Below are 25,136 nucleotides of genomic sequence, written 5' to 3'. Positions count from 1 at the left end.
TCACGATGGAAATCCTCGCCACGATCTGGTTCGTTCTCATCGTCGTCCTGTGGATCGGCTACATGTTCCTCGACGGCTTCGACCTCGGCGTCGGCATGATGATGCCGTTCCTGTCCCGCAGCGAACGCGGCAGACGCGTGCTGCTCAACTCGATCGGTCCCGTGTGGGACGGCAACGAGGTGTGGCTGATCACCGCGGCCGGCGCGATGTTCGCCGCGTTCCCGCATTGGTACGCCTCGCTGTTCTCCGCCCTCTACATTCCGCTCACCCTGTGCCTGCTCGGCCTCATCTTCCGTGCCGTGTCGATCGAGTACCGCGGAAAGGGCCACACACAGGCGTGGAAGTCGTTCTGGACCTGGGCGATGGCGGTCGGTTCGGCCGTCACCGCGTTCTGCATCGGTGCGATGCTGGCAATGACGACGACCGGGCTGCCGCTCAACGGCCACGGTGACATCGTCGGCGGTCCCTTCGCCTGGGTGTCCTGGCCGGCTCTGCTCGGCGGACTCGGCGGGATCGGGTTCACCCTCGTCCACGGGCTCGTCTTCCTCGGACTCAAGACGCAGGGAGAGATCCGGGCCCGGGCTCAGCGGTGGGCCGCGCGTGCCATGCTGCCTGCGGCGATCCCGTTCGTCATCTGGTTCGCTCTGTCCGTCACACACCGCACCTGGCTCATCGTGCCCGTGCTCATCGGACTCATCACTCTCATCACCGCGTTCTTCGCGGTGCGGGCAGGCGCTGAGAAGCGCGCCTTCGTCCTCCACGGGATCTACCTGCTGACCGGACTCGGCTCGGTCTTCGCCGGAGCGTACCCGAATGTGCTGCCGTCGACGCTCGATGCGGCGAATTCGCTGACGGTCGCCACGGCCTCGTCCTCGGACTACACCCTGACCGTCATGCTCATCGTCACCGTGGTCATTCTCCCGGTGATCATCGGCTATCAGATCTTCAGCTACCGGATGTTCCTCGGCCGCATCGCTGAGACCCACATCCCCGAAGCACACAAGGTGCCGGTGGCGATCCGGTCGTGAGCTCACCCCTGTCGATCCTGCTCGAGCTGCCGAACGGTCGGCGCGGACTCGTGCTCTCGGTGTGCTCCGCGCTCTCGCGGGCAACAGGGATCGTGCTCGTCGCCGAAGCGCTCGTGCGTGCCATCGTCGGCCACAGCGCACCGGGACTGTGGGTGGTCCTCGGCATCCTCGGTGCGCTGCTGCGCGGCGGCGGGCTGTGGCTGGACAGGCGACTGGGCGCTTCCCTGGCCGCCGAATCGAAACGCGATCTGCGCGCGGGGATCCTCGGCGCCCTGCTGCGCGGCCGCGGACGGCCGAAGACCACGACAGCGGTCACGGTCACCCGCGGCATCGACGACCTCGACGACTACTTCACCACGGTGGTGCCCGCGCTCAGCGCCGCCGCCGTGGTCCCCGTCGTCCTGCTTGTGCGGATCGTCTTCAGCGATGTGCTCTCGGCGGTGATCATCGCCGTGTGCCTGCCGCTGGTGCCCGTGTTCATGGTGCTCATCGGTCGGTACACGGCCGAATCGACGCGTGAGACGCTCGGTGCTCTGGAACGTCTGTCCGATCATCTGGCCGAACTCGCCGAGGGGCTCCCCGTCCTCATCGGTCTCGGCCGGTCCCGTGATCATGCGCGCCGTCTGCGCGAACTCGGGCAGCGCTATCACGATGCGAACCTCTCGACGCTGCGCATCGCCTTCCTCTCGAGCCTGGCGCTCGAGCTCATCGCCACGATCTCGGTGGCGCTGGTCGCCGTGGTCATCGGACTGCGCCTGGTCAACGGGACGATGGATCTCAGTGCGGGACTCTTCGTCCTCCTCATCGCCCCCGAATGCTTCATCCCTCTGCGTGAACTCGGCTCCGGGTTCCATGCCAGCGAGAACGGGCGCGAAGCTCGTGGACGGGCGCAGGGGCTGCTTGCCGAAGCACAGGCGGCGAGTGAGACGCCGGTGCGTGACGAGGGACAGGTGCCCGGCGCTGCACCGGTGCCGGGCGAGGTGGTGTCGGCCATCGGCGAGTCCGCGAGCCAGCACGTCATCTACGGTGACGGCACACTCGTCTCCTGGTCGGGCACCATCGACACCGCCCCGGGAGTGACCACGATCAGCGGACGCTCGGGCGCGGGGAAGACCACCGTCTTGAGCGCCCTGGTCGGCAGCCTGCCCGCCGACGCCCGGACCACCGTCGCACCTGTGTCTGCGGCCTATGTGCCGCAGGCGCCGCGGATGTTCTCCGCCACCATCGGTGCCGAACTCAGCCTGTTCGGACTCGATCGTGGACAGGCACGGGCCGCCTTGGCCGCCGCCGGTCTGCCCACGGAACTGTCCACCCAGACGGCCGCGCTCAGCCCCGGCCAGCAGCGTCGTCTCGCGTTGGTGCGGGTGCTGCACCGCCTCGGCGGGGGAGCCGATATCCTCGTCCTCGACGAACCGACCGCGCACCTCGACGCCGACAATGCCGACATCGTCATCGCCATGATCGCCGAGGCGGCCGCCACCCATCGTGTCGTCCTGGCCAGCCATGACGAACGGGTTCGCGCTCTGGCCGAGACCGAGATCCGCCCGGAGAAGACCCCGGCGGCAGAGAGAACAGGTGCCGAAGTGGAGGCGCACGTGCCCACCGGTGCTCCCGGAGTCAGTGAATCCTCGTCCTCGCTGGGGCCGGAGTCTGCAGGGGAGGCGCTCTCGAAGCGCGGTTCGGAGCTCGACTCAGAATTCGGCGAGGAGTCCGCTTCGGATTTCATGCCCGCCTCGGAACCGTGGCCGACTGCGCTGCGGAGGCGATGGGCGATCCTCTCCTCGAGCCTGCCGCTGTTCACCCCGTCGATGCTGATCGCCGCCCTCACGGCCTGTGCCTCGAGCCTGGCGGCCATCGCCCTGACCGCGGTCTCGGCCTGGCTCATCGTCGAAGCCTCGTACCAGCCGCCGATCATGCTGCTCATGGTCGCCATCGTCGGTGTCCGGTTCTTCGGCCTCAGCCGTTCAGTGCTCCTCTATGTCAGTCGCCTGCGGCTGCACTCGGCGATCTTCGCCGCGCTCACCCGACTCCGCACCACCGTGTGGGAGCATTTCGAATCCGTGGGCATGAGCGACCGGAGACTGCGCACCTCGGACTCCGCCCTGCGGGCCATGGTCGCCGACGCCGACGATGTGCGCGACCTCGTCCCACGCACCCTGTTCCCGCCGCTCGTGTCCGCGATGGTCGTCATCGGTGTGAGCATCACCGCAGCCCTGCTCGACTTCGGCGCGCTGCCGTGGATCCTGCTGCTCGCCGGGATCGATCTCATCATCGTCCCGATCATCGTCATCCGTGCCGAGAGCAGACTGGCACGCGGCATCCGCGATGACCACAACCGGATCCTCTCCCTGCTCACCAGAGCGCTGAGTGCCAAAGACGATCTGCATACGAATGGGGCCGATGACCGTGTCCTCGATCTGCTGGCCGCCTCGGAGAAGAGACTGGCCGCGAAACAGGCCGCCTCGGCACGGAATTTCGGACTGGCCCAGGTATGGCTGCAGCTGAGCACCTTCGCCACAGCTCTGGTGCTGGCAGTGACTTCGGAGACTCCGACGGAGATCCTCGCAGTCCTGACACTCATGGCTCTCGGACTCAACGACGTGTTCGCCTCCGCACTCGAGGCATTCCGGCAGCTGCCGGGACTGGCCGCAGCACTCGACGCGCTGCCGGCTGCACACCGCGGCACGAGGGCCCGGCAGCCGCAGGCTTCAGAGCCGGAGCGCGAGGACGACACCGCAGACGCAGAATCATCGGCAGCGCCATCGCGGACCGTGAGCGCTCGGGCGGGAATCGACGCACTCGAACTCGACGGAATCACCGTGGGGTGGGATGAGCAGGCGGTGCTCGAGGGACTTCAGCTGCAGGCCGAACGCGGCAGCTGGACCGTTCTGTGCGGAGACAGCGGCACCGGGAAGACGACGAGTCTGAGCGTGCTGCTGCGATTCCTCGACCCCTGGTCCGGGTCCTATACCGCCCGCGACAGCGAGGGCGAGGGCCACGACATGCTCACGCGCTCACCCGAAGACCTGGTCGGGCAGCTGGCCTGGTGTCCGCAGGAAGCACATGTCTTCCGCTCCACCGTGCGCGGCAACCTGGCGCTGGCCCGGCCGAGCCTGCCCTCTGACGCGGAGATGTTCGAGGCTCTGCGTGCCGCAGGGCTGGGCGAATGGGCCGATGCCGCCGGCCTCGACCGCTGGGTCGGCGATCACGGTACGGAAGTCTCCGGCGGTCAGCGACAGCGCCTTGCGGTGGCGAGGACCCTGCTCACCGGAGCCGGTGTCATCGTCCTCGACGAACCGACGGCACACCTCGACGACGAGACCGCGAGGGACCTCATCGACGATCTGCGCAGGAGCCTCGTGGAACGCACCGTCGTCATGGTCACTCACGACCGTCGTCTCATCGACGTCGGGGACACGGTCGTCGATCTGGGCCGGAACGCCCCGGAAGACGGCAGGGCCGAAGTCAGTCCCGCTTCGAGCCGAACATGATCTCGTCCCAGCTCGGGATCGACGCGCGGGAGTTCTTCTTCGCCTTCGGCTTCGCTTCCTTGGCCGCAGACGCATCCTTGTGCTGTTCGGAGTGGTCGCTGACACCGGGCTCATTGAGCAGGGACAGCTGATTCTCGTCATCGAAGACGCCGACCTTCTCGGTCGGCTCCTGCGGGTCGTCTTCCGCCGGTGCGGGATCTTCGAAAGCGAAGACCTCATCATCGGTGGCAGCCTCGGGCTGGCCAGGAGCAGTGTGGGCTCCCTGGGGGTGCGTCTCAGGATCCTCGGTGACCGCACGCAGACGAGTGCGCGGCTCCTCCTCCGCCTCATGATGGCGACGCTTGCGCAGGTTCTCCAGGATCCGCCCGGTCTCGGCCTGGTGGTCGCGGGCCTGCTGGGACGGCGCCGAACCGGCCGTCGGCCGCACGGGACCGTCTGAGGCGATCGACTCAGACGGACCCGACTGCGGGAAGACGTCGACCTCCTCGGTGGTGACCTGTCGTTCGGCTCCGGACCCATAGTTCGGGATCGGGCCGGTGTCGGTCGGACCGGAATCGGCGAGCCATTTGGCTTCGTCGTCGATCGGTGTCAGCGAGCGGCGATAGTAGTGCCAGCTCGCGGTGCGGACGCGGTCGGCGGCAGTGAAGGTGAGCTGGACGTACCAGTTGCCGTCCTGCTGCTTCCAGGAGTCCCATTCCATCGTGTCGATGTTGACGTCGCGCATCGCCAGACGTTCCCGGCACAGCTCGATGAGCGGGGTGGGATCACCGTTGGGATCGTGATCGGAGTAGATCGGATGACGACTGGCCAGGTACGCGGTACGTTCGCGTTCGGCCATGGCCGGGCTCTCATAGGTGCGCACGTAGTCGATGTCGGCGCCGGTGGAGGCGGCGACCTCTTCGGCGTCCATGCCGCCGCGGATCATGGCCTGGATGTCCTTGGGACGTACGGGAGCATCGGACTTGGATGGGGTGCGTTCCCTGCGCACCGCGGCGGTGAGAGCCTCGTCGAGGACGACTCGGTACTGAAGCCCGTTCTCGTCGTTCAACAGCAGATGGGTGCCATCTGCGTCGACTCCGTTCAAGATCAGTTCACGCATTGCCTTAAGCTCCTTTGTCGCGTCTCATCTGAATCGTGTCACGTTCGGCCTCTCGCACCGGGCAGATTTGCACGCGAGTCGCGAAATCACGGGCCGGTTCGGGGTTTGTGCGGGTGAAACTGTGAATTCGGACACGCAGGAGCGTCACTTGCCGCCGGCGAGGCGGGCCGCGACGGCGCGGCGTCTGCTCCGTGAGTGGGCCAGGCTCACTCTGCGGACATCGGGCCGAGACGCTCTACAGCCTGTAAAATCGAAACCGTGAATAAGACTGCACCCATCGATGCCCTGATCCTCATGTCATTCGGAGGACCCGAGGCCCCAGAAGAAGTGGTTCCTTTCCTCCGCAACGTCACCGCCGGCCGCGGGATCCCGGAGGAGCGACTCGAGGAGGTGGGGGAGCACTACTTCGGCTTCGGAGGCAAGTCCCCGATCAACGACCAGAACAAGGCTCTGCTCGCCGCGCTGCGGGCCGAACTCGACCGCCGGGGAATCGACACCCCGCTGATCTGGGGCAACCGCAACTGGGATCCCTATCTCACCGATGAGGTGCGCAGCCTCGCCCAGAACGGTGCCTCCTCGTTCCTCTCCATCGACACCTCCGCCTACTCGTCGTACTCCTCGTGCCGGCAGTACCGTGAGGACTTCGCGGAGACGATCGACACGCTCGCCGGGGAGGGGCTCACGGTCTCGATCGACAAGATCCGCCAGTTCTACAACCATCTCGGCTATGCCGACGCCTGTGCCGCCTGCCTGAGCCAGGCCCTGACGGACTTCAAGAAGCAGGTCGGTGAGCTCGACGCGGCCGAACACCGCATTCTCTTCGTCACCCACTCGATTCCGAACGTCATGCAGGATGCGTCGGCGGCGACGACGAACGGCTACCTCGCCCAGCACGAAGAGCTCATGGACCACCTCATGGGTCGCATGGACGAATCCGAGCGCATTCCCGCCGAACTCGTCTACTGCTCCCGGTCGGGTTCGCCGGAGGTGCCCTGGCTCGAACCCGACGTCAACGACCGGATGGCCGAACTCGCCGAGGAGGGGGTCAGCGGTGTCGTGCTCGTGCCCATCGGCTTCATCTCCGACCATATGGAGGTCGCCTTCGACCTCGACACCGAAGCGAAGGAGACCGCGGACGAACTCGGGTTCGCGTTCACCCGCGCCGCCACCGTCGGCACTCATGAAGCGTTCGTGTCCGGTCTCGTCGACCTCGTCATGGAGCGAGTCGCACAGCTGCGCGGTGAAGAGGTCGAAGCCCCCGCGCTGCCCGGAACGGTGGCGCTGGTGCCCGGCAGCGGAGCGTGCAGCATCGAGTGCTGTCGCGGTCGTATCGAACGCGCCACGGTCCCGAACTGGGCGCACGCGAACTGATTCCAGAACATGAAGAACCCTCCCTCACCGATTCGGTGGGGGAGGGTTCTTCGTACTCAGATCCTCAGGCGTCTTCCGGGCTCGGGATGACGGGCAGAGCGCCCGTCTCGGCCTGGATCACCTCGGCGATAGGTCCGGTATCGACGTCGTTGCGATCGGCGAGTTCCATGAGGTTCTGCAGGTCGTCGATGAGATTTTCGACGAGGAAGTCGTCACCGGCGGACCGGGCCTCGTGAATGCGATGACGGACATCATCGATTCGAGTATCGAGCTGATCAGCGAATTCACTCATTGTGGATCCGTCCTTCCTGGGGTCGCCTCCGGTGAGGACGAACCCGGTGTTCTACCGGCAGAGCGGACTGTCGGTGCTGTCCATCACAAGCATTCTTGCAGAGCTTCTCGAGAACTCTATGTGTGATCGACATGTGTCGACAAACTGGTGATGAGAATCACCGTATAGGGTACGCATTCCATCTTGCCAACGGCAAGCATACAGTGCACAATGCTGGGGACACGTCACGCGGAGGATACGATGATCCTCTTCGGCACCCCCTGGACAGAGAGCGATGAGGCCATATGGCAACAGACTACGACGCACCTCGCAAGCAAGACGATGAGATCAAGAGCGATTCGATCGAACAGCTCAAGGCTCAGCGCTCACAGGCGCAGGCAAGCAAGATCGATGAAGACGAGACCGCGGTCGCCGAAGGCTTCGAACTTCCGGGCGCGGACCTGTCGAACGAAGAGCTCTCCGTTCGTGTTCTCCCCAAACAGAACGACGAGTTCACCTGCATGGAATGCTTCTTGGTCCGCCATCGTTCGCAGCTTGCGACCGAAGAGGGCGGCGTGCCGATCTGCACGGACTGTGCAGGCTGATTCGCTTCTCTCCAGATATACGCAACGCGCCCTTCGCAATGAAGGGCGCGTTGCGTATTTCTGACTCTGCGGCAGATGAGATGCCTGCAGTCCGTTCAGCCGTTGAGTGCGGCTGCGAGATCGTCGGCGCGGCGCGTGGACACGAGCCAGTAGGGAGTGGGATCCGAGTCGTCATCGAGGTCGATCCGCACGACCGCCTTCGCCCAGGGGCGGATCTTGAGGAACGCTCGCGCATCGAGGTCGACGCCGCGGGCCTGGCGGGCTGCCTCGCCGTCGAAGGCCTGCGCACTCGGAACGAACTTCCGGTCGATATGGGCTTCGCCGACGAACAGCTGCTGCTCCGTGACGATGATCGTCACGGTCAGGGAGGTCAGCCACCATGCCAAGAGGGCGAAGCTGATGATGGGCAGGATGATGGTGCCCACGGGCCAGACGGGGGCGACCATGAGCGCGGTCGATGCCGCGGCCACCACGATGAAGAACCACATGCCGATCGACGGACGGAGTTTCTCCTGGAAGATCACCTGGGTGCCGGATTGCGTTGTTGCCATGTCCCCATTGTCCCACAGCGAAAAGTTTGGCCGCGCTCAGGCTGGAGCGTTAGAGTGCATCTTTGTGACGGAAACCCTGAAGATCAACCTCCAGCTCCTCGACGCGGGCATGAGCGCCCCCGCCTACGCGCACGCGGGCGATGCCGGAGCCGACCTGCGCTCGACCGTCGACTTCGTCCTCGAACCCTTCGAACGCCGTGTGGTGCCGACGGGAATCGCGATCGCCGTGCCCGAAGGCTATGCGGCGTTCGTCCACCCGCGCTCGGGACTGTCGAGCAAGCATGGGGTCACCGTCGTCAATGCGCCCGGAACCATCGATTCCGGATACCGCGGCGAGATCAAGGTGCCGCTCATCAACCTCGACGCGAAGACCCCGCTGCGCATCGCCCGGGGTGACCGCATCGCCCAACTCGTGATCCAAGCAGTGGCACAGGCTGACTTCGAGATCGTCGACACCCTTGACGCCAGTGACCGCGGAGCCGGCGGATTCGGCTCCACCGGCGGTATCGACGCCGGCCTCAGCGAAAAGGAGAAGTGAGGACTCATGGGACTGTTCTCCCGGTTCAAGAAGACCACACCGACGACCGATGACGATGTCCGCGCAGAAGAAGCCGTCGACGACGAAGAAGAGGACCTCACCGCCGAAGACACCGAGGCGACCGACCTCGAAACCGAGGACGGAGAGCCGGAGGATGACCTCGACGAAGAAGAGGCGCTGCTGGAGAAGTCCGCACCCTTCGACCGGTCCGAGAAGGGACCGTTCGACATTTCCGAGGACTATCCGGAGCACGATCGCCTCGACCTCGGCGCCCTCAAGGTGCCCGTCGTCGACGGCATGCAGGTGCGTCTGGACACCGACGATGATTCGCAGCGCGTTCTCGCCGTGACCCTCATCCACGACGGTGGAGGCATCCAGCTCCAGGCGTTCGCGACGCCGCGCTCCGAAGGACTGTGGAACACCGTGCGCCAGCAGCTCGCCGAGTCCGTGACCGGTCAGGGCGGAGAATCGTCCGAGCTGCATACCTCGCTCGGGAAGGAACTGGCGATCGAGGTCCCCGCGAAGACGGAATCGGGTCGCCCCGGCAAACGCGCCATGCGCTTCGCCGGCGTCGACGGACCGCGCTGGTTCATCCGCGCCGTGTTCTCCGGCAAGGCCGTGACCGATGATGAGATCCGCGCCGAACTCTCCGCTCTCCTGCGCGGAGTCGTCGTCGACCGCGGTGAAGAAGCCATGGCTCCCAGAGAACTCATCGCCCTCACCGCGCCGCAGGTCGGAAACGACGACGAGGAGGAGAAGGACGAGGACGAGCTCAACCCCTTCGAGCGCGGTCCCGAGATCACAGAGGTCCGCTGAACCGGGATGCTGGACCTCATCAGCCGGCTCGTGCGTGACTTCGGCTCCCGCGATGCCGAAGCCCGCGCAGATCTGCGCTTCGTCAGCCAGATCCCCGGAGTCGTCCCGGTCGAAGACTTGGAGGCTCGGAAGACCTCGCGCATCGCCGGAGTCGTCTCCGCCACCACCCAGTCGTGCAGCGGCGACAGCCCCCGTCTCGACATCACCGTGGCCGACGGCACCGGTGAAGCCCGCGCCCAGTTCCTCGGACGTCGGGAGATCAGCGGCATCCGACCCGGCGCACTGGTCGTCCTCGAGGGCCGATTCTGCGGCAAAGACGGTGTGCTGACCGCGCACAACCCCGTCTACGAACTGCTGCAGACACGCGACGACTCGGACGACTGAGCCAGCCTCGAAACGGACCGGACGACTGACCCGGCCACAACTCGGACGGCCGGCTCAGCTCCCAGCCGATTGACTCAGTCCTCGGTCGACTCCGCCGTCGCCCGCAGCAGCTCGAGCAGCGCCCCCTCCTGATCGGGGGAGGAGAGGAAGAACAATTCGTCCCCGGCCTCGATGACGTCATCGGCACTCGGAGCGAACGCTCGCGAATTGCGGATGATCGCCACCAGCACCGTATCCAGCGGGAACGTGATCCCGCCGATGCGTTCGGCCACGAGCGCGGCGTTCTCATGCACCGTGAACTCGAGCAGACCCGCCTGGCCGCGTTCGAAGCTCATGAGGTGGACGAGTCCGCCGACCTCCACCGCCTCCTCGACGAGAGCGGTCATCAGTCGCGGAGTCGACACCGCCACATCGACGCCCCAGTTGTCGTCGAAGAGCCATTCGTTCTTCGGATTATTCACCCGCGACACCGTCCGGGGCACCCCGAACTCGGTCTTCGCCAACAGCGAGAGCACGAGGTTCGTCTTGTCGTCTCCGGTCGCGGCCACGACGACATCGGCTTCCTCGAGCCCCGCCTCGGCCAGGCCGGCGAGTTCACACGCGTCGGAGAGCAGCCATTCGGCTCCGGGGATCCGCTCCAGCCCGAGAGCGTCCTTGTTCTGATCGATGAGCAGAACGGAATGATCCTTGTCGATGAGCTCCCGGGCGACCGAACGACCGACGGAACCGGCTCCGGCGATGACGACCCTCATTGTTCTTCCTCCACGGTGGCCACGGGCTGATCGAGGATCCGCTCGATCTCGCCGAGGCGCTCGACCGGACACATGAGATGGACGAGATCCCCGTCCTGGATGAGCAGATCTTCGTGAGCGACAATGCCCTCGGACAGGCGGGTGACGTAGGCGACCCGTGCCTTCGTCCGCGATTCGATCTCCTTGATCGGGCGGGCCACCCAACCGGGATCGAGATGCACCTCGGCGAGGACGAGATTGCCCGAAGGCTCACGGTATTCGGTGATCGACCCCTGCGGGACGAGCTTGCGCATCACCTGCTCAGCCGTCCACCGCACCGTCGGCACGGTCGGGATGCCGAGGCGTTCGAAGACCTGCGCACGAGCCGGGTCGTAGATGCGGGCCGCGACATTCGTCACCGCGAAGGTCTCGCGGGCGACACGCGCGGCGAGGATGTTCGAATTGTCCCCGCTCGAGACCGCAGCGAAGGCGAAGGCCTCGGCGGTCTTCGCCTGGGACAGGGTTTCTCGGTCGAAGCCGATGCCGGTGATCGTCGAACCGCTGAAATCGCGACCGAGTTTGAGGAACGCGTCCGGGTTCCGATCGACGACCGCGACGGAGTGTCCATTCGCATCAAGGGCTTTGGCCAGGGAGGCCCCGACCCGGCCGCAGCCCATAATCACGAAGTGCATCGGTTTTCCTCTCCGCAGTGATCTACCATTGGTTGCCGTGGCCAGCAGTTTTTCTGATGCCGTCAAAAGACTACTCGTTGGACGGCCCTTCCGCAGTGAGGACAGGCGTGCGCCGGCGCTGAAGAAGCGCATCGCAATGCCCGTCTTCGCCTCCGACATGCTCTCATCGGTGGCCTACGCTCCCGATGAGATCCTGCTGGCACTGTCGCTGACCTCACTCGTGGCCCTGACGGTGGCCCCGTGGATCGGCGTGGCCGTGGGCATCGTCATCCTCGTGATCGTCGCCTGCTATCGCATCAATGTCAGGGCCTACCCCTCCGGCGGAGGCGACTACGAGGTGGCCTCGAAGAACCTCGGCTCCGGTGCCGGGCTCGTCGTCGCCGCGGCCCTGCTCGTCGACTATGTGCTCACCCTGGCCGTATCGATGACGGTGTTCGCCGCGTACATCACGACGGCCTTCCCGCCGCTCGCGCCCTATCGGGTGCCGGTGGCGATCGTCGGCATCCTGCTCATCTGCCTCGCGGGCCTGCGCGGATCCCGGGCGACGCCGATGCTCCTGGCCGTGCCGACCTACCTGTTCCTCGGCGCCGTGTTCCTCACCATGTGCGTGGGCCTCATCAGGGTCGGCTTCGGCGACACCCCGCACGCCCAGACCGCCGACTACACGGTCGTCCACGGCAGCGTCGGCGACCAGGCGACACTCGGACTGGCCACGGTCCTCATCGTGCTCCGCGCCTTCTCCTCGGGAGCCGTTGCCCTGGCCGGTGTCCAGACCGTGGCCAACGCGGTGCCGGCGTTCAAGAAGCCGCGCGGCAAGAACGCCGGCAACACCCTGCTGCTGTCCGGCCTGCTCGCCGCCCTCATGCTCACCGGGCTGACCTACCTGGCCTCGGCCACCGGCATCAAATACGTCGACGACCCGCACCTCTACCTCGTCCGCGGCGACGGCAGCCCGATCAGTGCCGAATACGAGCAGGAACCCGTGCTCGCTCAGCTTGCACATGCGATCTTCGACAACGCACCCGTGATGTTCTACATCGTCGTGCTCATCACCGCCCTCGTGCTCATCGCCGCCGCGAACACCGCCGTCGAAGGCTTCCCGGGACTGGCCTCCCGATTGGCGCGCGACGAATTCCTGCCCCGACAGCTGGCGACGAAGGGTGACCGGCTCACCTTCTCCAACGGCATCCTCCTGCTCGCGGGGGCCGCGATCGTCCTCGTCATCGCCACGAGCGCCTCGGCGACGATGCTCATCCAGCTCTACCTCGTCGGGGTCTTCGCCAGCTTCGTCCTCGGACAGGCGGGCATGGTCCTGCACTGGCGCAAACGGCTGCGTTTGGTCATCGATTCGAAGACCCGGATGCGGATGCACTTCAACCGGGTCGTCAACGGAGTGGGGTGCGTGCTCGCCGCCGGAGTCCTCATCGTCGTCATCGTCTCGAAGTTCCTCGCCGGTGCCTGGCTGGCCGTGTTCGCGATGGCCGGTCTCTACCTCATCATGGGTGCCATCCACCGCCACTACTCCCGCGTGGCCCGGGAGCTCGCCCCGGACGCCGATGTGAATTCGCGGACCATCCCGTCGAACACACACGCCATCGTCGTCGTCAGCGAGATCGACAAACCCACCATGCGCGCCCTCTCCTATGCCCGAGTCACACGGTCGAGCCAGCTCGAGGCCGTCACCGTGGCCGTCGATGAAGACGCCGCAGCCGATCTGCAGAAGCGGTGGAACGCGATGGAGCTGCCGGTGCCGCTGACGGTCCTCGGCTCGCCGTACCGCGAACTCGTGCGTCCGATGCTTGCGCACATCCTCGCCATCCGCAGGCGGTCTCCGCGAGATCTCGTCATCGTCTACATCCCGCAGTTCGTCGTCGGCCGCTGGTGGGAGCACATCCTGCACAACCAGGTCGCGCTCAAGCTGCGCACCCGCCTGCTCCTCGTCCCCAATGTCGTCGTGGTCTCCGTGCCGTGGCGGCTGAGGTCGTTCTCCCGCCAATACGGCGGAGACGGCCCCGACCCCTCTCTGTACAGGCAGGCATAGAACACTCATGAGCGACACATCGGTTCCCGCCCAGGATCTCACCCTCGACATCGAGTCCCCGGCAGCCGGAGGCACCTCCATCGCCCGCCACGACGGACAGGTCGTGTTCGTCTCGGGTGCCCTGCCCGGTGAGAGGGTCCGGGCACGCACCGCCGCGGGACCGGCCGCGAGATTCCTCCGCGCCGAAGTCACCGAGGTGCTCGAAGCCTCACCCCACCGTGTCGCTGACCGTCGTGCCGCCTACCGGTTCGACGGACAGGCCGGCGGTCCGGCCGGTGCCGCCGACGAAGCAGCGACCGGCTTCGGCGGCATGGAATACGCACATGTCGACATCGCCCATTCGCGGACCCTCAAAGCCGAAGTGCTCACCGACCAGCTGGCGCGCATCGGCCACATCGATCGGCAGGTCGAGGTCCGGCCGGCACCGCACGAGACCGACGGCACCGACTGGCGCACCCGCGTCCAACTGGCCGTCGACGCCGAGGGCCGGCCGGGAATGCTCGCGTCCCGTTCACACGATGTCATTCCCGTGAACACTCCGCCGTTGGCCGCCGGAGCGCTCCACGACCTCGACATCGCAGCGCTGCGTGCACCGGGGGCACGCAGGCTCGAATTCGCTTGGTCCGGAGACCATGGAGCACTCATCGTCCGCGGGCGCCCCACCGCTGAGGTCCTCGCCGAGATCGACGCGTGGCTGCCCGCTTCCTTCTCTCTGCTCGCCGAGGCGGCCGGGCCCGATCACGGCAAGCGCAGGGGGCGCGGACGCGGCCGCAGGCGTCCTCCCGCCGAGCTCACCATCGTCCGCGGCCGCCGGAACCTCACCGAGACGGTCGCGGGACGGGACTTCACCGTCGCCGCCGACGGGTTCTGGCAGGTGCACCGGGATGCGGCCGAACTGCTCAGCGCGGAAGTCAGCGCCGCGCTGCCCGACCGAGTGAAGTCGCTCACCGACCTCTACTGCGGAGTCGGTCTGCTCGGCATCTCCGCGGCACGGGCGACGGGAGCACCGCTGTTCGGAGTCGAAGGGGTCGGACCGGCGATCGAGCACGCACGTGCGAACGCCGCCGATCTCGACGCCCGGTTCCTCACCCTCGACGTCGATCGGGCCCGCCTGCCCGAATCCGATGTCATCATCCTCGACCCGCCGCGGGCAGGGGCAGGGAAGGCGGTGACCTCGGCGCTCATCGGATCCTCGGCGCGGACTCTGGTCTATGTCTCCTGCGACCCGGCGACGCTGGCCCGCGACCTCGCGCAGCTGACCGGCGGGGGATTCGCGATCGAGAGCCTCACCGGCTTCGATCTCTTCCCGCTCACCTCACACCTGGAGACGGTCACCGTCCTCCGGAGGTGAGGTCGACGTCCCCGGCAGCGCCGCCTCGATGAGGGCCGCGGTCAGTGGTGGAGCCGCCTCGGCGAGGGATCATCCGGCCGGGGTCCGGCGGGGGAGGAGCACGAGGACGATGAGGGCGATGAACGTCGTGAGGAATCCCCACAGTCCCCACCAGCCGGCGGATCGGCCCTTCTCCCTGGCGAAGGAATTGCAGATCACGGCGAAGATGATGCCGACGAGCAGTGCGCCGAAGCCGAATCCGGCGCCGAGCGTGAACGGGTCCATGGGGGTCTCCTCGGTGCTGATGCGAGTATGCGACGATGTCCTCGACGCGGTTCTCACATTAGGCACCGCGCCACGGCGGCGTCCCTGGTGATGACCGCAGATGAGTGAGGGGAAAACCCGACCGGAGGGTTCGAACCTCCGTGTGCCACAGTGGTCAAAGCCCCTCGAATGAGATAGAATTTATCTTGACGTCAAGATACTTTTGGAAACATATGTGTCGCGTAAATCGGTGCGCGGCGCAAGGGCCTGCCCGCAGACTCGGAACGGTCCGGTTTCTTGGATGAGTATCGGATGAAACAGGAGAATCACGATGAGCAACGTCGATACGTTCAAATCGAAGAGCACCCTGACCGTGGGCGATAAGGATTATGAGATCTATCGCCTCGACAAGGTCAAGGGATCGGAAAAGCTTCCCTTCAGCCTCAAAGTGCTGCTGGAGAACCTTCTGCGCACGGAAGACGGCGCAAACATCACCTCGGAGCACATCGAGGCGCTCGGCAGCTGGGACCCCAATGCCGAGCCGGACACCGAGATCCAGTTCACCCCGGCCCGCGTGGTGATGCAGGACTTCACCGGTGTGCCCTGCATCGTCGACCTCGCCACCATGCGTGAGAAGGTCGTCGAGCTCGGCGGCAAGCCGGATCAGGTCAACCCGCTGGCTCCGGCCGAGCTGGTCATCGACCACTCGGTGCAGATCGACCGCTTCGGCACCGCCGACGCCGTCGAACTGAACATGGACATCGAATACCAGCGCAACGGTGAGCGCTACCAGTTCCTGCGCTGGGGCCAGACCGCATTCGAAGACTTCAAGGTCGTGCCTCCGGGCATGGGCATCGTCCACCAGGTCAACATCGAGCACCTGGCTCGCGTGGTCATGCCGCGCGAGGTCGACGGAGTCCTCCGGGCCTACCCGGACACCCTGGTCGGCACCGACTCGCACACCACCATGGTCAACGGCCTCGGTGTGCTCGGTTGGGGCGTAGGCGGCATCGAGGCCGAGGCAGCAATGCTCGGCCAGCCCGTGTCGATGCTCATCCCGCGCGTCGTCGGCTTCAAGCTCACCGGTGAGATCCCCTCCGGTGTGACCGCGACCGACGTCGTGCTCACGATCACCGACATGCTCCGTCAGCACGGTGCCGTCGGCAAGTTCGTCGAGTTCTACGGCAAGGGTGTGGCCGAGGTGCCGCTGGCCAACCGTGCGACGATCGGCAACATGAGCCCCGAGTTCGGTTCGACCGCCGCGATCTTCCCGATCGACGAGGTCACCATCGACTACCTCAAGCTCACCGGCCGCTCGGACGAGCAGATCCAGCTCGTCGAGGACTACGCCAAGACCCAGGGGCTGTGGCACGATCCGGAGAACGAAGTCGAGTACTCCGAGTACATCGAACTCGATCTGTCCACCGTGGTGCCCTCGATCTCCGGACCGAAGCGCCCGCAGGACCGCATCGAACTCTCCGATGCCAAGAACCAGTTCGCCAAGGACATCCACAACTACGCCGCGCCCGGCGAGGAGTCGAAGTCCGTCGACGTCACCACCGGTGACGGAGATCAGTTCGAGCTGGCCAACGGCGCTGTGGCGATCGCTTCGATCACCTCGTGCACGAACACCTCGAACCCCTCGGTGATGATGGCCGCCGGCCTGCTGGCCCGCAACGCCCGCAAGCGCGGACTCAACTCCAAGCCGTGGGTCAAGACCTCGATCGCTCCGGGTTCGAAGGTCGTGACCAACTACTACGAGAAGGCCGGGCTCATCGAGGATCTCGAGGCTCTGAACTTCTACATCGTCGGCTACGGCTGCACCACCTGCATCGGCAACTCGGGTCCGCTGGACCAGGAGATCTCCGACACCATTCAGGACAACGACCTCTCGGTCACCGCTGTCCTGTCGGGCAACCGCAACTTCGAGGGCCGCATCAGCCCCGACGTGAAGATGAACTACCTCGCCTCGCCTCCGCTGGTCATCGCGTACGCGCTGGCCGGGACGATGGACTTCGACTTCGAGAACCAGCCGCTGGGCAAGGACTCCGAAGGCGTCGACGTCTACCTCAAGGATCTCTGGCCCGCACCGGAGGAGGTCGAGTCGGTCATCGCCTCGTCGATCTCGACCGATATGTTCGACAACGAATACGGCCGGATCTTCGACGGTGACGAGCGCTGGCAGCAGCTCGACACCCCCGAGGGCAAGATCTTCGAGTGGGACGACAAGTCGACCTACGTGCGCAAGCCCACCTTCTTCGACGGCATGGGACTCGAGCCCGAAGCCGTCGAGGACATCAAGGGTGCGCGCGTGCTCGCGAAGCTCGGCGACTCGGTGACCACCGACCACATCTCGCCCGCAGGTTCCTTCAAGGCCGATACCCCGGCCGGCAAGTACCTCGTCGAGAACGGTGTCGAGCGCAAGGACTTCAACTCCTACGGCTCGCGCCGCGGCAACCACGAAGTCATGATCCGCGGAACGTTCGCGAACATCCGCCTGCAGAACCAGCTCCTCGACGGAGTCCAGGGTGGCTTCACCCGCGACTTCACGCAGGAGGGCGGACCGCAGACGACGATCTACGACGCTTCCGTCAACTACGAGGCCGCCGGCACTCCGCTCGTCGTCCTCGGCGGCAAGGAATACGGATCGGGATCCTCGCGTGACTGGGCCGCCAAGGGCACGAAGCTGCTCGGAGTCGAAGCGGTCATCACCGAGAGCTTCGAGCGCATCCACCGCTCGAACCTCATCGGCATGGGTGTGCTGCCGCTGCAGTACCCCGCCGGCGAATCGACCGAGTCGCTCGGCCTCGACGGCACCGAGACCTTCTCCATTGAAGGCATCACGGAACTCAACGAGGGCAAGACCCCCGAGACCGTGAAGGTCACCGCCGAGAAGGAAGACGGCACGAAGGTCGAATTCGACGCCGTGGTGCGCATCGACACCCCGGGTGAAGCCGACTACTACCGCAACGGCGGCATCCTGCAGTACGTTCTGCGTCAGCTGGCAACCGCCTGATCGCAGGAGATGCGGCCGGGCGCTGTGAGTCTCCGACTCGCGGCAGTCGGTTCGCGCTGAGGCGCTGAACCGGAAGAGAACGAAGGCCGGTGGGATTCTTCCCGCCGGCCTTCGTCGTCCCTGGGCGACGGGCAACGGTGGGCGGAGCATCCCTCACCGTCAGCGTCTCAACATTGTGGTGCATCGGGGCGGTGTCCCGCTGAGGGTGAGGGATGCCCGGCCGTCGGCGGGGAGAGCGGGGGCGGGCGGCGGTGCATGATGCATGGCCAGTGGGAGGAGATGGACGCAGCGCGAGGAAGTATCCGCAGTGGGGTGGGGCGCTCCGGGAAGTGCGCGATAGAATGTGGCGATTGGAGTCCGCCCGTCAACGATGATGTGAGAAGTGAGATGACCTTCCTCGAAACGATCCACTCGCCGAGCGATCTGGCCCGGCTCGACGCCGGCGAGTGCGAGGTGCTGACCAAAGAGATCCGTGACTACCTCGTGACCACGGTGGCCGGCACCGGCGGACATCTGGGCCCCAACCTCGGCGTCGTCGAACTCACCATGGGCATCCACCGAGTCTTCGACTCCCCACGGGACACCATCATCTTCGACGTCGGCCACCAGACCTATGTGCACAAACTGCTCACCGGCCGCTGCGAGGAATTCTCCACCCTTCGCCAGCGTGACGGACTCTCCGGCTACCCGAGCCGGGCAGAGAGCGACCACGACGTCGTCGAAAACTCCCACGCCTCGACCTCCCTGTCCTGGGCCGACGGCATCGCAAAAGCCCGTCAACTCACCGGTGAGAGGGACCGCCACGTCGTCGCCGTCATCGGCGACGGGGCGCTGACCGGAGGCATGGCCTGGGAAGCGCTCAACACGATCGCCGCCGACACGTCGACCCCGCCGAGGCGGCTGGTCATCATCGTCAACGACAACGGCCGCTCCTACGCCCCGACCGTCGGCGGATTCGCCGCCCACCTCGACGAGCTGCGCACGACCTCCGGCTACGAGAAGCTGCTGAGCTGGGGCAAAGAGACGCTGCGTCAGTCCGGTGCGCCCGGCCGCGCGGCCTACAGTGCGATCCACGGTGTCAAACGCGGACTCAAAGACATGGTCAGCCCGCCGCAGACGGGAATGTTCGACGAACTCGGCATCAAGTATCTGGGCCCTGTCGACGGCCACGATCTGTCCTCGGTCGAAAAGGCCCTGCAGCTGGCCAAACAGTACGACGGCGGCCCCGTCATCGTCCACATGATCACGCAGAAGGGGCACGGCTACGACCCGGCGGTCAACGACGACACGGACCAATTCCACTCCGTCGGCATCATCGACCCGGTCACGGGCAAGGCGACACCGTCGAAGTCGACGTCGTGGACCTCGGTGTTCGGCACCCAGATCTGCGAACTCGCCGAGGAGCGTGACGATATCGTCGCCGTCACCGCGGCCATGCTCACCCCGGTGGGACTGGCGAAATTCGCCGAGGAATTCCCTGACAGGGTCTTCGACGTCGGCATCGCCGAACAGCATGCGGTCGCCTCGGCGGCGGGACTGTCCTACGGCGGGCTCCACCCGGTCGTATGCATCTACTCGACATTCCTCACCCGTGCCTTCGACCAGATGCTCATGGACGTGGCCCTCCACCGCCAGGGCGTCACCTTCGTCCTCGACCGCGCCGGCATCACCGGTCCCGACGGGGCCAGTCACCACGGCATCTGGGACATCGCCATGCTGCGCATCGTTCCCGGCCTCCGACTCGCCGCACCTCGGGACGCCGCTCGACTGGTCGAAGAGCTGAGCGAAGCGGTCGCCGTCACCGACGGGCCGACGGTCCTGCGCTTCCCGCGCGGCGGCGTCGGAGCCGACATCCCCGCGCTGAGGCGGCTCGGCGATGGTGTCGATGTCCTCCGTGACACGCCCGCCGGTTCCGAACCGGATGTCCTCATCGTCTCCGTCGGTCCCTTCGCCCTGCTGGCTGAGGACGTCGCCGAGAAGCTGGCCGATCGAGGCATCACCGCCACGATCGTCGACCCCCGTTGGGTGCTGCCCGTGCCCGATTCCGTCATCGACCTCGCCGCACAGCACAGCCTCGTCGCCGTGATCGAAGACGGGGTGAAGATCGGCGGCATCGGCTCGCAGATCAGATCCGACCTGCGCGAGGCGGACTCGCGGATCGGGGTCCTCGAACTCGGGGTGCCCGACGAATTTCTGCCGCAGGGAACGCGCGAAGAGATCCTCGCACATGTGGGACTCGACGCTGACACGATCGTCTCCGACATCGTCGGTGCCCTGCCCGCCGAGGTAGCCGACCGTGCTGATCAGAGTTCCCGCCGCGCGGTGTGACGATTCCGCTCAGGCAGCGGACACGGTCGATCGGAGGGCAGCGGTCGCAGTCGTCCTCAGGGAAGCGATCGCAGTTGCTCCCAGAGGAGCAGACGAGGTCGCCCTCAGGGTCGGGGGAGGCCGGCCAGGGTCGTCGAGAGCACCGGAGTGCTCAGCTCGATCTGCCAGGGGCGCGCGCCCGCCTCGGCGAGGAAGTCCGCGACATCGACGACGGGCTGAGCGGCCAGGGACTTCACCAGGGCCGGCTGGAGCAGCACATCGTGGGGGATCGTCAGCTGCTTCGACAGCTCGGCCATCGCCGCCTTCAGTGCCGCGATACGGTCCTTGAGATCGGTATGGCTGAACGGGCTGCGTCGCTGCCGTCCGCCCTCCTGCTTCGGCGGGAGCTCTTCGGCGGTGAGGCGGGAGGCCTTGCGGTAGGCGCGGAAGAGGCGGGCCGCCTCGGCGCGGGAGAGTCGGCGCCACTTCGTCATGATGTCATCGCTGGACTTCACTCCGGATTGGGCGAGAGCGACGAGGTCACGGTCGCGCAGCACCTTGCTCGGGGCGATATCGGATTCGAAGGCCATGGCGTCGCGCGCCCGCCAGAGTTCGCGGACCCGGGCGATATCGCGGCGTGAACGCAGTTTCGACAGGCCGTGCGTGCGCCGCCACGGTTCGTCGAAATGCTTCGGTTCGAAGTCGAGCAGGTGCGTGAACTCCTGGCGCGCGTACTCCCAGCGATCGACCTCGAGCAGCGACTGATGGAGGATGTCACGGATCGGCAGGAGCACTTCGACGTCGAGGGCGGCATAATTCAGCCACGCCTTCGGCAGGGGCCGGGTGGACCAGTCGGCGGCCGAATGCTCTTTGGCCAGACGCACACCCAGAGTGCGTTCGGCGACCGCTGCCAGACCGAATTTCTCCCAGCCGAGGAGCCGTGCGGCCAGTTCGGTGTCGAACAGCGCCGCCGGGCGCATGCCGCGCTCCTGCAGGCACGGCAGATCCTGAGTCACCGAATGGATGACCCACTCGTCGGAGCCGAACGCGGGATTGAGGTCGCTGAGGTCTCCGAGGGTCTCGGAATCGAGGAGGAACGTGCCCGCACCCTCGCGACGCAGCTGGATGAGGAACGCCCGCTGCCCATATCTGATGCCCGAGGCCCGTTCGGCATCGATGGCGATCGGTCCATCGGCGGCAGCCAGGCTGGCGACCGAGGAGGAGAGTCCGTCCGGGGTGTCGACAACGTCGGGGACGCCGTTCGCGGGTGTTTCCAAAAGCGGTAGTTCAGATGTCATCGACGGCGCCCGGGCAGGGCAGTGACTCCTTCAGGAAGTGGTGGCAGTCCGGCGACTGTGCTGAGCAGATCGATCCAGGCTTCGAAGTGATTGCCGATCAGATCCGGCTCGTCAATCACGGGTGTCCACGAAGCGCGCAGCTCCAAGTCTATCGTGGCCGGACGATCGGCCAAGGTGCCGAAGCTCTCCGACAGCACCCGGGTCGTCGTCCCGCCGGCGGCGAGCACCTGGCAGTCGTTGGCTTCCAGGGCGTCCTCGAGCCAACTCCACGCCACGTGACCGAGCATCGTCTCATTGCCGAGTTCGTGTTCGAGCTCTGCCCGAATATAGGAGACCACCCGGAAGCGGCCCTCCCATTCCTCGGGTGCGGCCGGGTCGAAGAGGACGACGATGCGGCCGGTGGCGAGTTCGTCGATGGTCTCGCCGCTGGCCCGCAGGAAGGTCTCGTCGGCGCTGACTTCGGCACCGAGCGCATAGGAGTAGGGCGCCAGACGTGCCGGCGCCGGAATCTCGGAGATCGACACATTGTTCGTGCTGCGTGCCTGACGCAGCACCGAAGTCACGGCCGAGAACTCCGCCGGAATGCGATTGAGAGGTGAGGTGTTGACCACACTTGACACGATAGATCAGCACACCGGGCGGGGGAATCGCCCACGCCGAGGCGACCCCCGGAGATTCGGCTCGCGCGAACCGCGACGACGGTTAAGACGCGGTGTCTTGAAACCGGAACGCAGTTGGTCATCGTCTGGCGAAGAATGGGAAGATGGGGTCATGACATCACCCCTGTTGGCCGCCCTGCGTTCGGAGCCGGTGCCGCACACTCCCGTCTGGTTCATGCGGCAGGCCGGCCGCTCTCTGCCCGAGTATCGGAAGCTGCGCGAAGGCACGAAGATGCTCGATGCCTGCCGCGACCCCGAACTCGTCTCCGAGATCACCCTCCAGCCCGTGCGCCGCCACGGTGTCGATGCGGCCATCTTCTTCTCCGATATCGTCGTCCCCCTGCAGGCCGCAGGCGTCGACGTCGAAATCGTCCCCGGCGTCGGACCGGTCATCGCGCACCCGGTGCGCAGCCGCGCCGACATCGACGCCCTGCCCGAACTCGATGTCGCCGACATTCCCGACATCACCGGATCGATCCAGCGGGTGACTGCCGAACTCGGCGAGGCGACCCCGCTCATCGGCTTCGCCGGAGCCCCATTCACGCTCGCCAGCTACCTCATCGAAGGCGGCCCGAGCAAGAACCATGAGAAGACGAAGTCGCTCATGGCCTCCGACCCCGAATCCTTCTCCGCACTGCTGGCGAAGCTCGCCCGCATCTCCACCACTTTCATCGACGTCCAGCTGCAGGCGGGTGCGAAGGCCTTCCAGCTCTTCGACTCCTGGGCCGGCTATCTCAGCCGTGCAGACTACGAAGACCACGTCCTCGAGCATTCCACCTCGGTGTTCTCAGCACTGGCGGCTCACGAGGTTCCCAGCATCCACTTCGGCGTCCAGACCGGCGAGCTGCTGAGTTCGATGTCGCGGGCCGGATCGACGGCCGTCGGCGTCGACTTCCGCGTCGACCTCGCCGATGCCGCCACCCGAGTCCCGTCCGGACGGGCGCTGCAGGGCAACCTCGACCCCGCACTCCTCTTCGCCCCGTGGGAAGCACTGGCTCCGCGAGTCGAGGCCATCGTGAAGAAGGGGCTGGAACTCGACGGCGGATTCGTCTTCAACCTCGGCCACGGAGTGCTGCCGGACACCGACCCCGAGGTGCCCGGTCGCATCGTCGACCTCGTGCACCGAGTCTCGGCAGAGATCCTCGGTCGCCGCAGCTGATCCGATGAAGCACATCACCGTCGTCGGGGGAGGCGTCTCCGGGCTCGTCACCGCCTACCGCCTCTCCGCCGACCACGCAGTCACGCTGCTCGAGGCGGCCGATCGCCTCGGCGGGTGCCTCAGGCCGACCACCCTCGGCGGTGCTGTGCCCATCGGCATCGACTCCGGTGCCGAAGCGAGCCTCAACCGCCGACCCGAGACCAAAGGCCTGGCCCGCGAACTCGGCCTCGACACGGTCTTCCCCTCCACCCGCCACAACTCCCAGGTGCTCAACCGCGGGCAGCTGCATGCGATTCCGAAGCGCACCATCATGGGGGTGCCCGCCGACGCCGCAGAAGTCGAATCCCTCATCGGCGCCGAGGCGGCCGACCGTTTGGCGGCCGAAACGCTCACTGGCGCGATCGACACCGACGATGTCTCCTTGGGAGACTTCCTGTCCGCGCGCCTCGGCGATGCCGTCGTCGACTCGCTCGTCGATCCGCTCCTCGGCGGGGTCCACGCCGGCCGCTGCCGGGATCTGTCTCTGGCCGAAACGGTGCCCGCGCTCCTGCCCGCCGCGGTCGAGGGCACCTCGGTGCTCGACCTCGTCGCCGAACTCCTCGCCGCCCGCGAGGCGAACGCGAGGTCCGGGACTGAGCAGGAACCGGTGTTCATGAGCTTCGAAGGCGGCATCAACCGCCTCATCCCCGCCCTGCGCGAAGCGTTTGAGACCAACGGTGGGACGGTGAGGCTTGGTGCCGGGGTCACGCGAATCCGTCGTGGGGCCGGCACGTGGACGGTCTCCGGCGACGGGTTCGAGGTGGAATCCGACGGATTGGTCCTGGCCACACCGGCCCACATCAGTGCCGGGCTGCTCACCGAAACGGCTCCCGACGCTTCAGCGACTCTCGCGAGCATTCCCTACGCTTCGACAGCGCTCGTGGCGGCCTTGGTCGACCTCGACGGAACCGAGCTGGAAGGGTCGGGATTCCTCGTGCCGGCGACCGAGGACACCTTCATCAAGGCCTCGACGTTCGTGTCGAACAAATGGCCGTGGACGGCCGCACACATCCCACGCGGCACCGCGCTGGTGCGTATGAGCATCGGACGCTTCGGAGACGGACCCGAGGTCTGGTCCACGGCGTCGGATGAGGAACTCATCGACCGGGCCTTCGCCGATTGGCAGTCGATCACCTCTCGTTCGAGTGCACGGATCCTCGCCGCCGAAGCCCAGCGGTGGAACTCCGCGCTGCCCCAGTACCTGCCCGGCCACGCCGCGCGCATCGCCGGCCTCGATGAGCAGATCGCCGAGCTGGACGGCCTCGACCTGGCCGGATCGGCATTCGGAGGAGTGGGGATCCCCGCCTGTATCGCCCGCGCCGAGGCGGTCGCACAGCGCCAGCGAACCCGGCAGGCCGACGGGCCGTGACCGACGGATCCGCGCCACTGAACTTCACCGACTGACACTGACCCACCGATACAGAACGAACAGATCACAGAAGGAGC

At 66.2% G+C, this 25,136-nt stretch carries 21 protein-coding genes; 13 read left to right on the top strand and 8 right to left on the bottom strand.

Going from position 1 to position 25,136, the window contains the following annotated elements:
* The first annotated feature begins 5 nt into the window (after positions 1-5).
* Positions 6-1,028 carry a cytochrome d ubiquinol oxidase subunit II gene (gene cydB / locus EB836_RS13525; protein ID WP_135541268.1) on the top strand — a complete coding sequence of 341 codons (1,023 nt, stop codon included), beginning with the start codon at positions 6-8 and terminating at the stop codon, positions 1,026-1,028.
* Entirely contained in the window at positions 1,025-4,519 is a 3,495-nt protein-coding gene (gene cydC / locus EB836_RS13520; protein WP_135541266.1) for a thiol reductant ABC exporter subunit CydC, read from the top strand. Before cydB ends, cydC begins: the two co-directional genes overlap by 4 nt.
* Here the strand turns inward: cydC and sepH are convergent.
* The gene (gene sepH / locus EB836_RS13515) at positions 4,494-5,618 is read right to left on the bottom strand and encodes a septation protein SepH (RefSeq protein ID WP_135541264.1); all 1,125 of its coding nucleotides are present in this window, start codon (positions 5,616-5,618) and stop codon (positions 4,494-4,496) included. The two genes, cydC and sepH, sit on opposite strands and share 26 nt — an antisense overlap.
* 258 nt (positions 5,619-5,876) lie before the next feature.
* Here sepH and EB836_RS13510 point away from each other — a divergent pair, with 258 nt between their 5' ends.
* Entirely contained in the window at positions 5,877-6,989 is a 1,113-nt protein-coding gene (locus EB836_RS13510) for a ferrochelatase (protein WP_135541262.1), read from the top strand.
* Between the two features lie 64 nt (positions 6,990-7,053).
* Here the strand turns inward: EB836_RS13510 and EB836_RS13505 are convergent, their stop codons facing one another.
* On the bottom strand, positions 7,054-7,281 hold the full coding sequence (locus tag EB836_RS13505) for a hypothetical protein (RefSeq protein WP_135541260.1): 228 nt from the start codon (positions 7,279-7,281) through the stop codon (positions 7,054-7,056).
* Between the two features lie 284 nt (positions 7,282-7,565).
* Here EB836_RS13505 and EB836_RS13500 point away from each other — a divergent pair, with 284 nt between their 5' ends.
* Positions 7,566-7,865 (top strand): DUF4193 domain-containing protein, encoded by a 300-nt coding sequence (locus EB836_RS13500; RefSeq protein WP_135541258.1) that lies wholly within the window; start codon positions 7,566-7,568, stop codon positions 7,863-7,865.
* A 95-nt stretch (positions 7,866-7,960) separates the two neighbouring features.
* On the opposite strand, the gene EB836_RS13495 is transcribed toward EB836_RS13500, so the two are convergent.
* Positions 7,961-8,416 (bottom strand): DUF3093 domain-containing protein, encoded by a 456-nt coding sequence (locus EB836_RS13495; RefSeq protein ID WP_135541256.1) that lies wholly within the window; start codon positions 8,414-8,416, stop codon positions 7,961-7,963.
* Positions 8,417-8,480: 64 nt separating this feature from the next.
* On the opposite strand from EB836_RS13495, the gene dut reads away from it, so the two are divergent.
* The 3 genes from dut to EB836_RS13480 are packed head-to-tail and all read left to right on the top strand — an operon-like array spanning position 8,481 to position 10,154.
* Complete coding sequence (dut, locus tag EB836_RS13490) at positions 8,481-8,954, top strand: dUTP diphosphatase (RefSeq protein WP_205683370.1); 474 nt, start codon at positions 8,481-8,483, stop codon at positions 8,952-8,954.
* 6 nt (positions 8,955-8,960) lie between these two features.
* Positions 8,961-9,770 carry a DUF3710 domain-containing protein gene (locus EB836_RS13485; protein ID WP_135541252.1) on the top strand — a complete coding sequence of 270 codons (810 nt, stop codon included), beginning with the start codon at positions 8,961-8,963 and terminating at the stop codon, positions 9,768-9,770.
* A gap of 6 nt (positions 9,771-9,776) precedes the next feature.
* On the top strand, positions 9,777-10,154 hold the full coding sequence (locus tag EB836_RS13480) for an OB-fold nucleic acid binding domain-containing protein (RefSeq protein WP_135541250.1): 378 nt from the start codon (positions 9,777-9,779) through the stop codon (positions 10,152-10,154).
* 74 nt (positions 10,155-10,228) lie between these two features.
* Here EB836_RS13480 and EB836_RS13475 read toward each other — a convergent pair whose 3' ends face one another.
* Both EB836_RS13475 and EB836_RS13470 read right to left on the bottom strand, forming a co-directional pair.
* Positions 10,229-10,906, bottom strand: a complete 678-nt coding sequence (locus EB836_RS13475) for a TrkA family potassium uptake protein (RefSeq protein WP_135541248.1) — start codon at positions 10,904-10,906, stop codon at positions 10,229-10,231.
* Entirely contained in the window at positions 10,903-11,577 is a 675-nt protein-coding gene (locus EB836_RS13470; RefSeq protein ID WP_135541246.1) for a TrkA family potassium uptake protein, read from the bottom strand. Before EB836_RS13470 ends, EB836_RS13475 begins: the two co-directional genes overlap by 4 nt.
* Before the next feature lie 136 nt (positions 11,578-11,713).
* Between EB836_RS13470 and EB836_RS13465 the strand changes: the two genes are divergently transcribed.
* Complete coding sequence (locus EB836_RS13465; RefSeq protein WP_135541244.1) at positions 11,714-13,618, top strand: APC family permease; 1,905 nt, start codon at positions 11,714-11,716, stop codon at positions 13,616-13,618.
* Positions 13,619-13,625: 7 nt separating this feature from the next.
* Positions 13,626-14,969 (top strand): TRAM domain-containing protein, encoded by a 1,344-nt coding sequence (locus EB836_RS13460; RefSeq protein ID WP_135541242.1) that lies wholly within the window; start codon positions 13,626-13,628, stop codon positions 14,967-14,969.
* A gap of 69 nt (positions 14,970-15,038) precedes the next feature.
* Here EB836_RS13460 and EB836_RS13455 read toward each other — a convergent pair whose 3' ends face one another.
* On the bottom strand, positions 15,039-15,233 hold the full coding sequence (locus EB836_RS13455) for a hypothetical protein (protein ID WP_135541240.1): 195 nt from the start codon (positions 15,231-15,233) through the stop codon (positions 15,039-15,041).
* Between the two features lie 310 nt (positions 15,234-15,543).
* Between EB836_RS13455 and acnA the strand changes: the two genes are divergently transcribed.
* Both acnA and dxs read left to right on the top strand, forming a co-directional pair.
* The gene (gene acnA / locus EB836_RS13450) at positions 15,544-18,228 is read left to right on the top strand and encodes an aconitate hydratase AcnA (RefSeq protein WP_135541238.1); all 2,685 of its coding nucleotides are present in this window, start codon (positions 15,544-15,546) and stop codon (positions 18,226-18,228) included.
* Between the two features lie 387 nt (positions 18,229-18,615).
* Complete coding sequence (gene dxs, locus EB836_RS13445) at positions 18,616-20,556, top strand: 1-deoxy-D-xylulose-5-phosphate synthase (protein WP_135541236.1); 1,941 nt, start codon at positions 18,616-18,618, stop codon at positions 20,554-20,556.
* A gap of 104 nt (positions 20,557-20,660) precedes the next feature.
* Here dxs and EB836_RS13440 read toward each other — a convergent pair whose 3' ends face one another.
* Positions 20,661-21,812 carry a ribonuclease D gene (locus EB836_RS13440; protein WP_240689975.1) on the bottom strand — a complete coding sequence of 384 codons (1,152 nt, stop codon included), beginning with the start codon at positions 21,810-21,812 and terminating at the stop codon, positions 20,661-20,663.
* 17 nt (positions 21,813-21,829) lie between these two features.
* Positions 21,830-22,444 (bottom strand): DUF3000 domain-containing protein, encoded by a 615-nt coding sequence (locus tag EB836_RS13435; RefSeq protein ID WP_135541232.1) that lies wholly within the window; start codon positions 22,442-22,444, stop codon positions 21,830-21,832.
* A gap of 160 nt (positions 22,445-22,604) precedes the next feature.
* Between EB836_RS13435 and hemE the strand changes: the two genes are divergently transcribed.
* Together hemE and hemG are read left to right on the top strand one after the other, a co-directional pair.
* Positions 22,605-23,651 (top strand): uroporphyrinogen decarboxylase, encoded by a 1,047-nt coding sequence (gene hemE, locus EB836_RS13430; RefSeq protein ID WP_135541230.1) that lies wholly within the window; start codon positions 22,605-22,607, stop codon positions 23,649-23,651.
* Between the two features lie 4 nt (positions 23,652-23,655).
* Positions 23,656-25,059 carry a protoporphyrinogen oxidase gene (gene hemG / locus EB836_RS13425; protein ID WP_135541228.1) on the top strand — a complete coding sequence of 468 codons (1,404 nt, stop codon included), beginning with the start codon at positions 23,656-23,658 and terminating at the stop codon, positions 25,057-25,059.
* Positions 25,060-25,136: the final 77 nt, after the last annotated feature.

Source organism: Brevibacterium sp. S111, from assembly GCF_004745075.1.
Taxonomy (GTDB): Bacteria; Actinomycetota; Actinomycetes; order Actinomycetales; family Brevibacteriaceae; genus Brevibacterium.
This window is presented reverse-complemented; position numbering and strand designations above follow the sequence as displayed.

Coding starts and splice junctions, on each gene's coding strand:
- cydB (WP_135541268.1), top strand. CDS start 6: ATGGAAATCCTCGCCACGATCTGGTTCGTTCTCATCGTCGTCCTGTGG.
- sepH (WP_135541264.1), bottom strand. CDS start 5,618: ATGCGTGAACTGATCTTGAACGGAGTCGACGCAGATGGCACCCATCTG.
- EB836_RS13505 (WP_135541260.1), bottom strand. CDS start 7,281: ATGAGTGAATTCGCTGATCAGCTCGATACTCGAATCGATGATGTCCGT.
- EB836_RS13500 (WP_135541258.1), top strand. CDS start 7,566: ATGGCAACAGACTACGACGCACCTCGCAAGCAAGACGATGAGATCAAG.
- EB836_RS13495 (WP_135541256.1), bottom strand. CDS start 8,416: ATGGCAACAACGCAATCCGGCACCCAGGTGATCTTCCAGGAGAAACTC.
- EB836_RS13485 (WP_135541252.1), top strand. CDS start 8,961: ATGGGACTGTTCTCCCGGTTCAAGAAGACCACACCGACGACCGATGAC.
- EB836_RS13480 (WP_135541250.1), top strand. CDS start 9,777: ATGCTGGACCTCATCAGCCGGCTCGTGCGTGACTTCGGCTCCCGCGAT.
- EB836_RS13475 (WP_135541248.1), bottom strand. CDS start 10,906: ATGAGGGTCGTCATCGCCGGAGCCGGTTCCGTCGGTCGTTCGGTCGCC.
- EB836_RS13470 (WP_135541246.1), bottom strand. CDS start 11,577: ATGCACTTCGTGATTATGGGCTGCGGCCGGGTCGGGGCCTCCCTGGCC.
- EB836_RS13465 (WP_135541244.1), top strand. CDS start 11,714: ATGCCCGTCTTCGCCTCCGACATGCTCTCATCGGTGGCCTACGCTCCC.
- EB836_RS13460 (WP_135541242.1), top strand. CDS start 13,626: ATGAGCGACACATCGGTTCCCGCCCAGGATCTCACCCTCGACATCGAG.
- EB836_RS13455 (WP_135541240.1), bottom strand. CDS start 15,233: ATGGACCCGTTCACGCTCGGCGCCGGATTCGGCTTCGGCGCACTGCTC.
- acnA (WP_135541238.1), top strand. CDS start 15,544: ATGAGCAACGTCGATACGTTCAAATCGAAGAGCACCCTGACCGTGGGC.
- dxs (WP_135541236.1), top strand. CDS start 18,616: ATGACCTTCCTCGAAACGATCCACTCGCCGAGCGATCTGGCCCGGCTC.
- hemE (WP_135541230.1), top strand. CDS start 22,605: ATGACATCACCCCTGTTGGCCGCCCTGCGTTCGGAGCCGGTGCCGCAC.
- hemG (WP_135541228.1), top strand. CDS start 23,656: ATGAAGCACATCACCGTCGTCGGGGGAGGCGTCTCCGGGCTCGTCACC.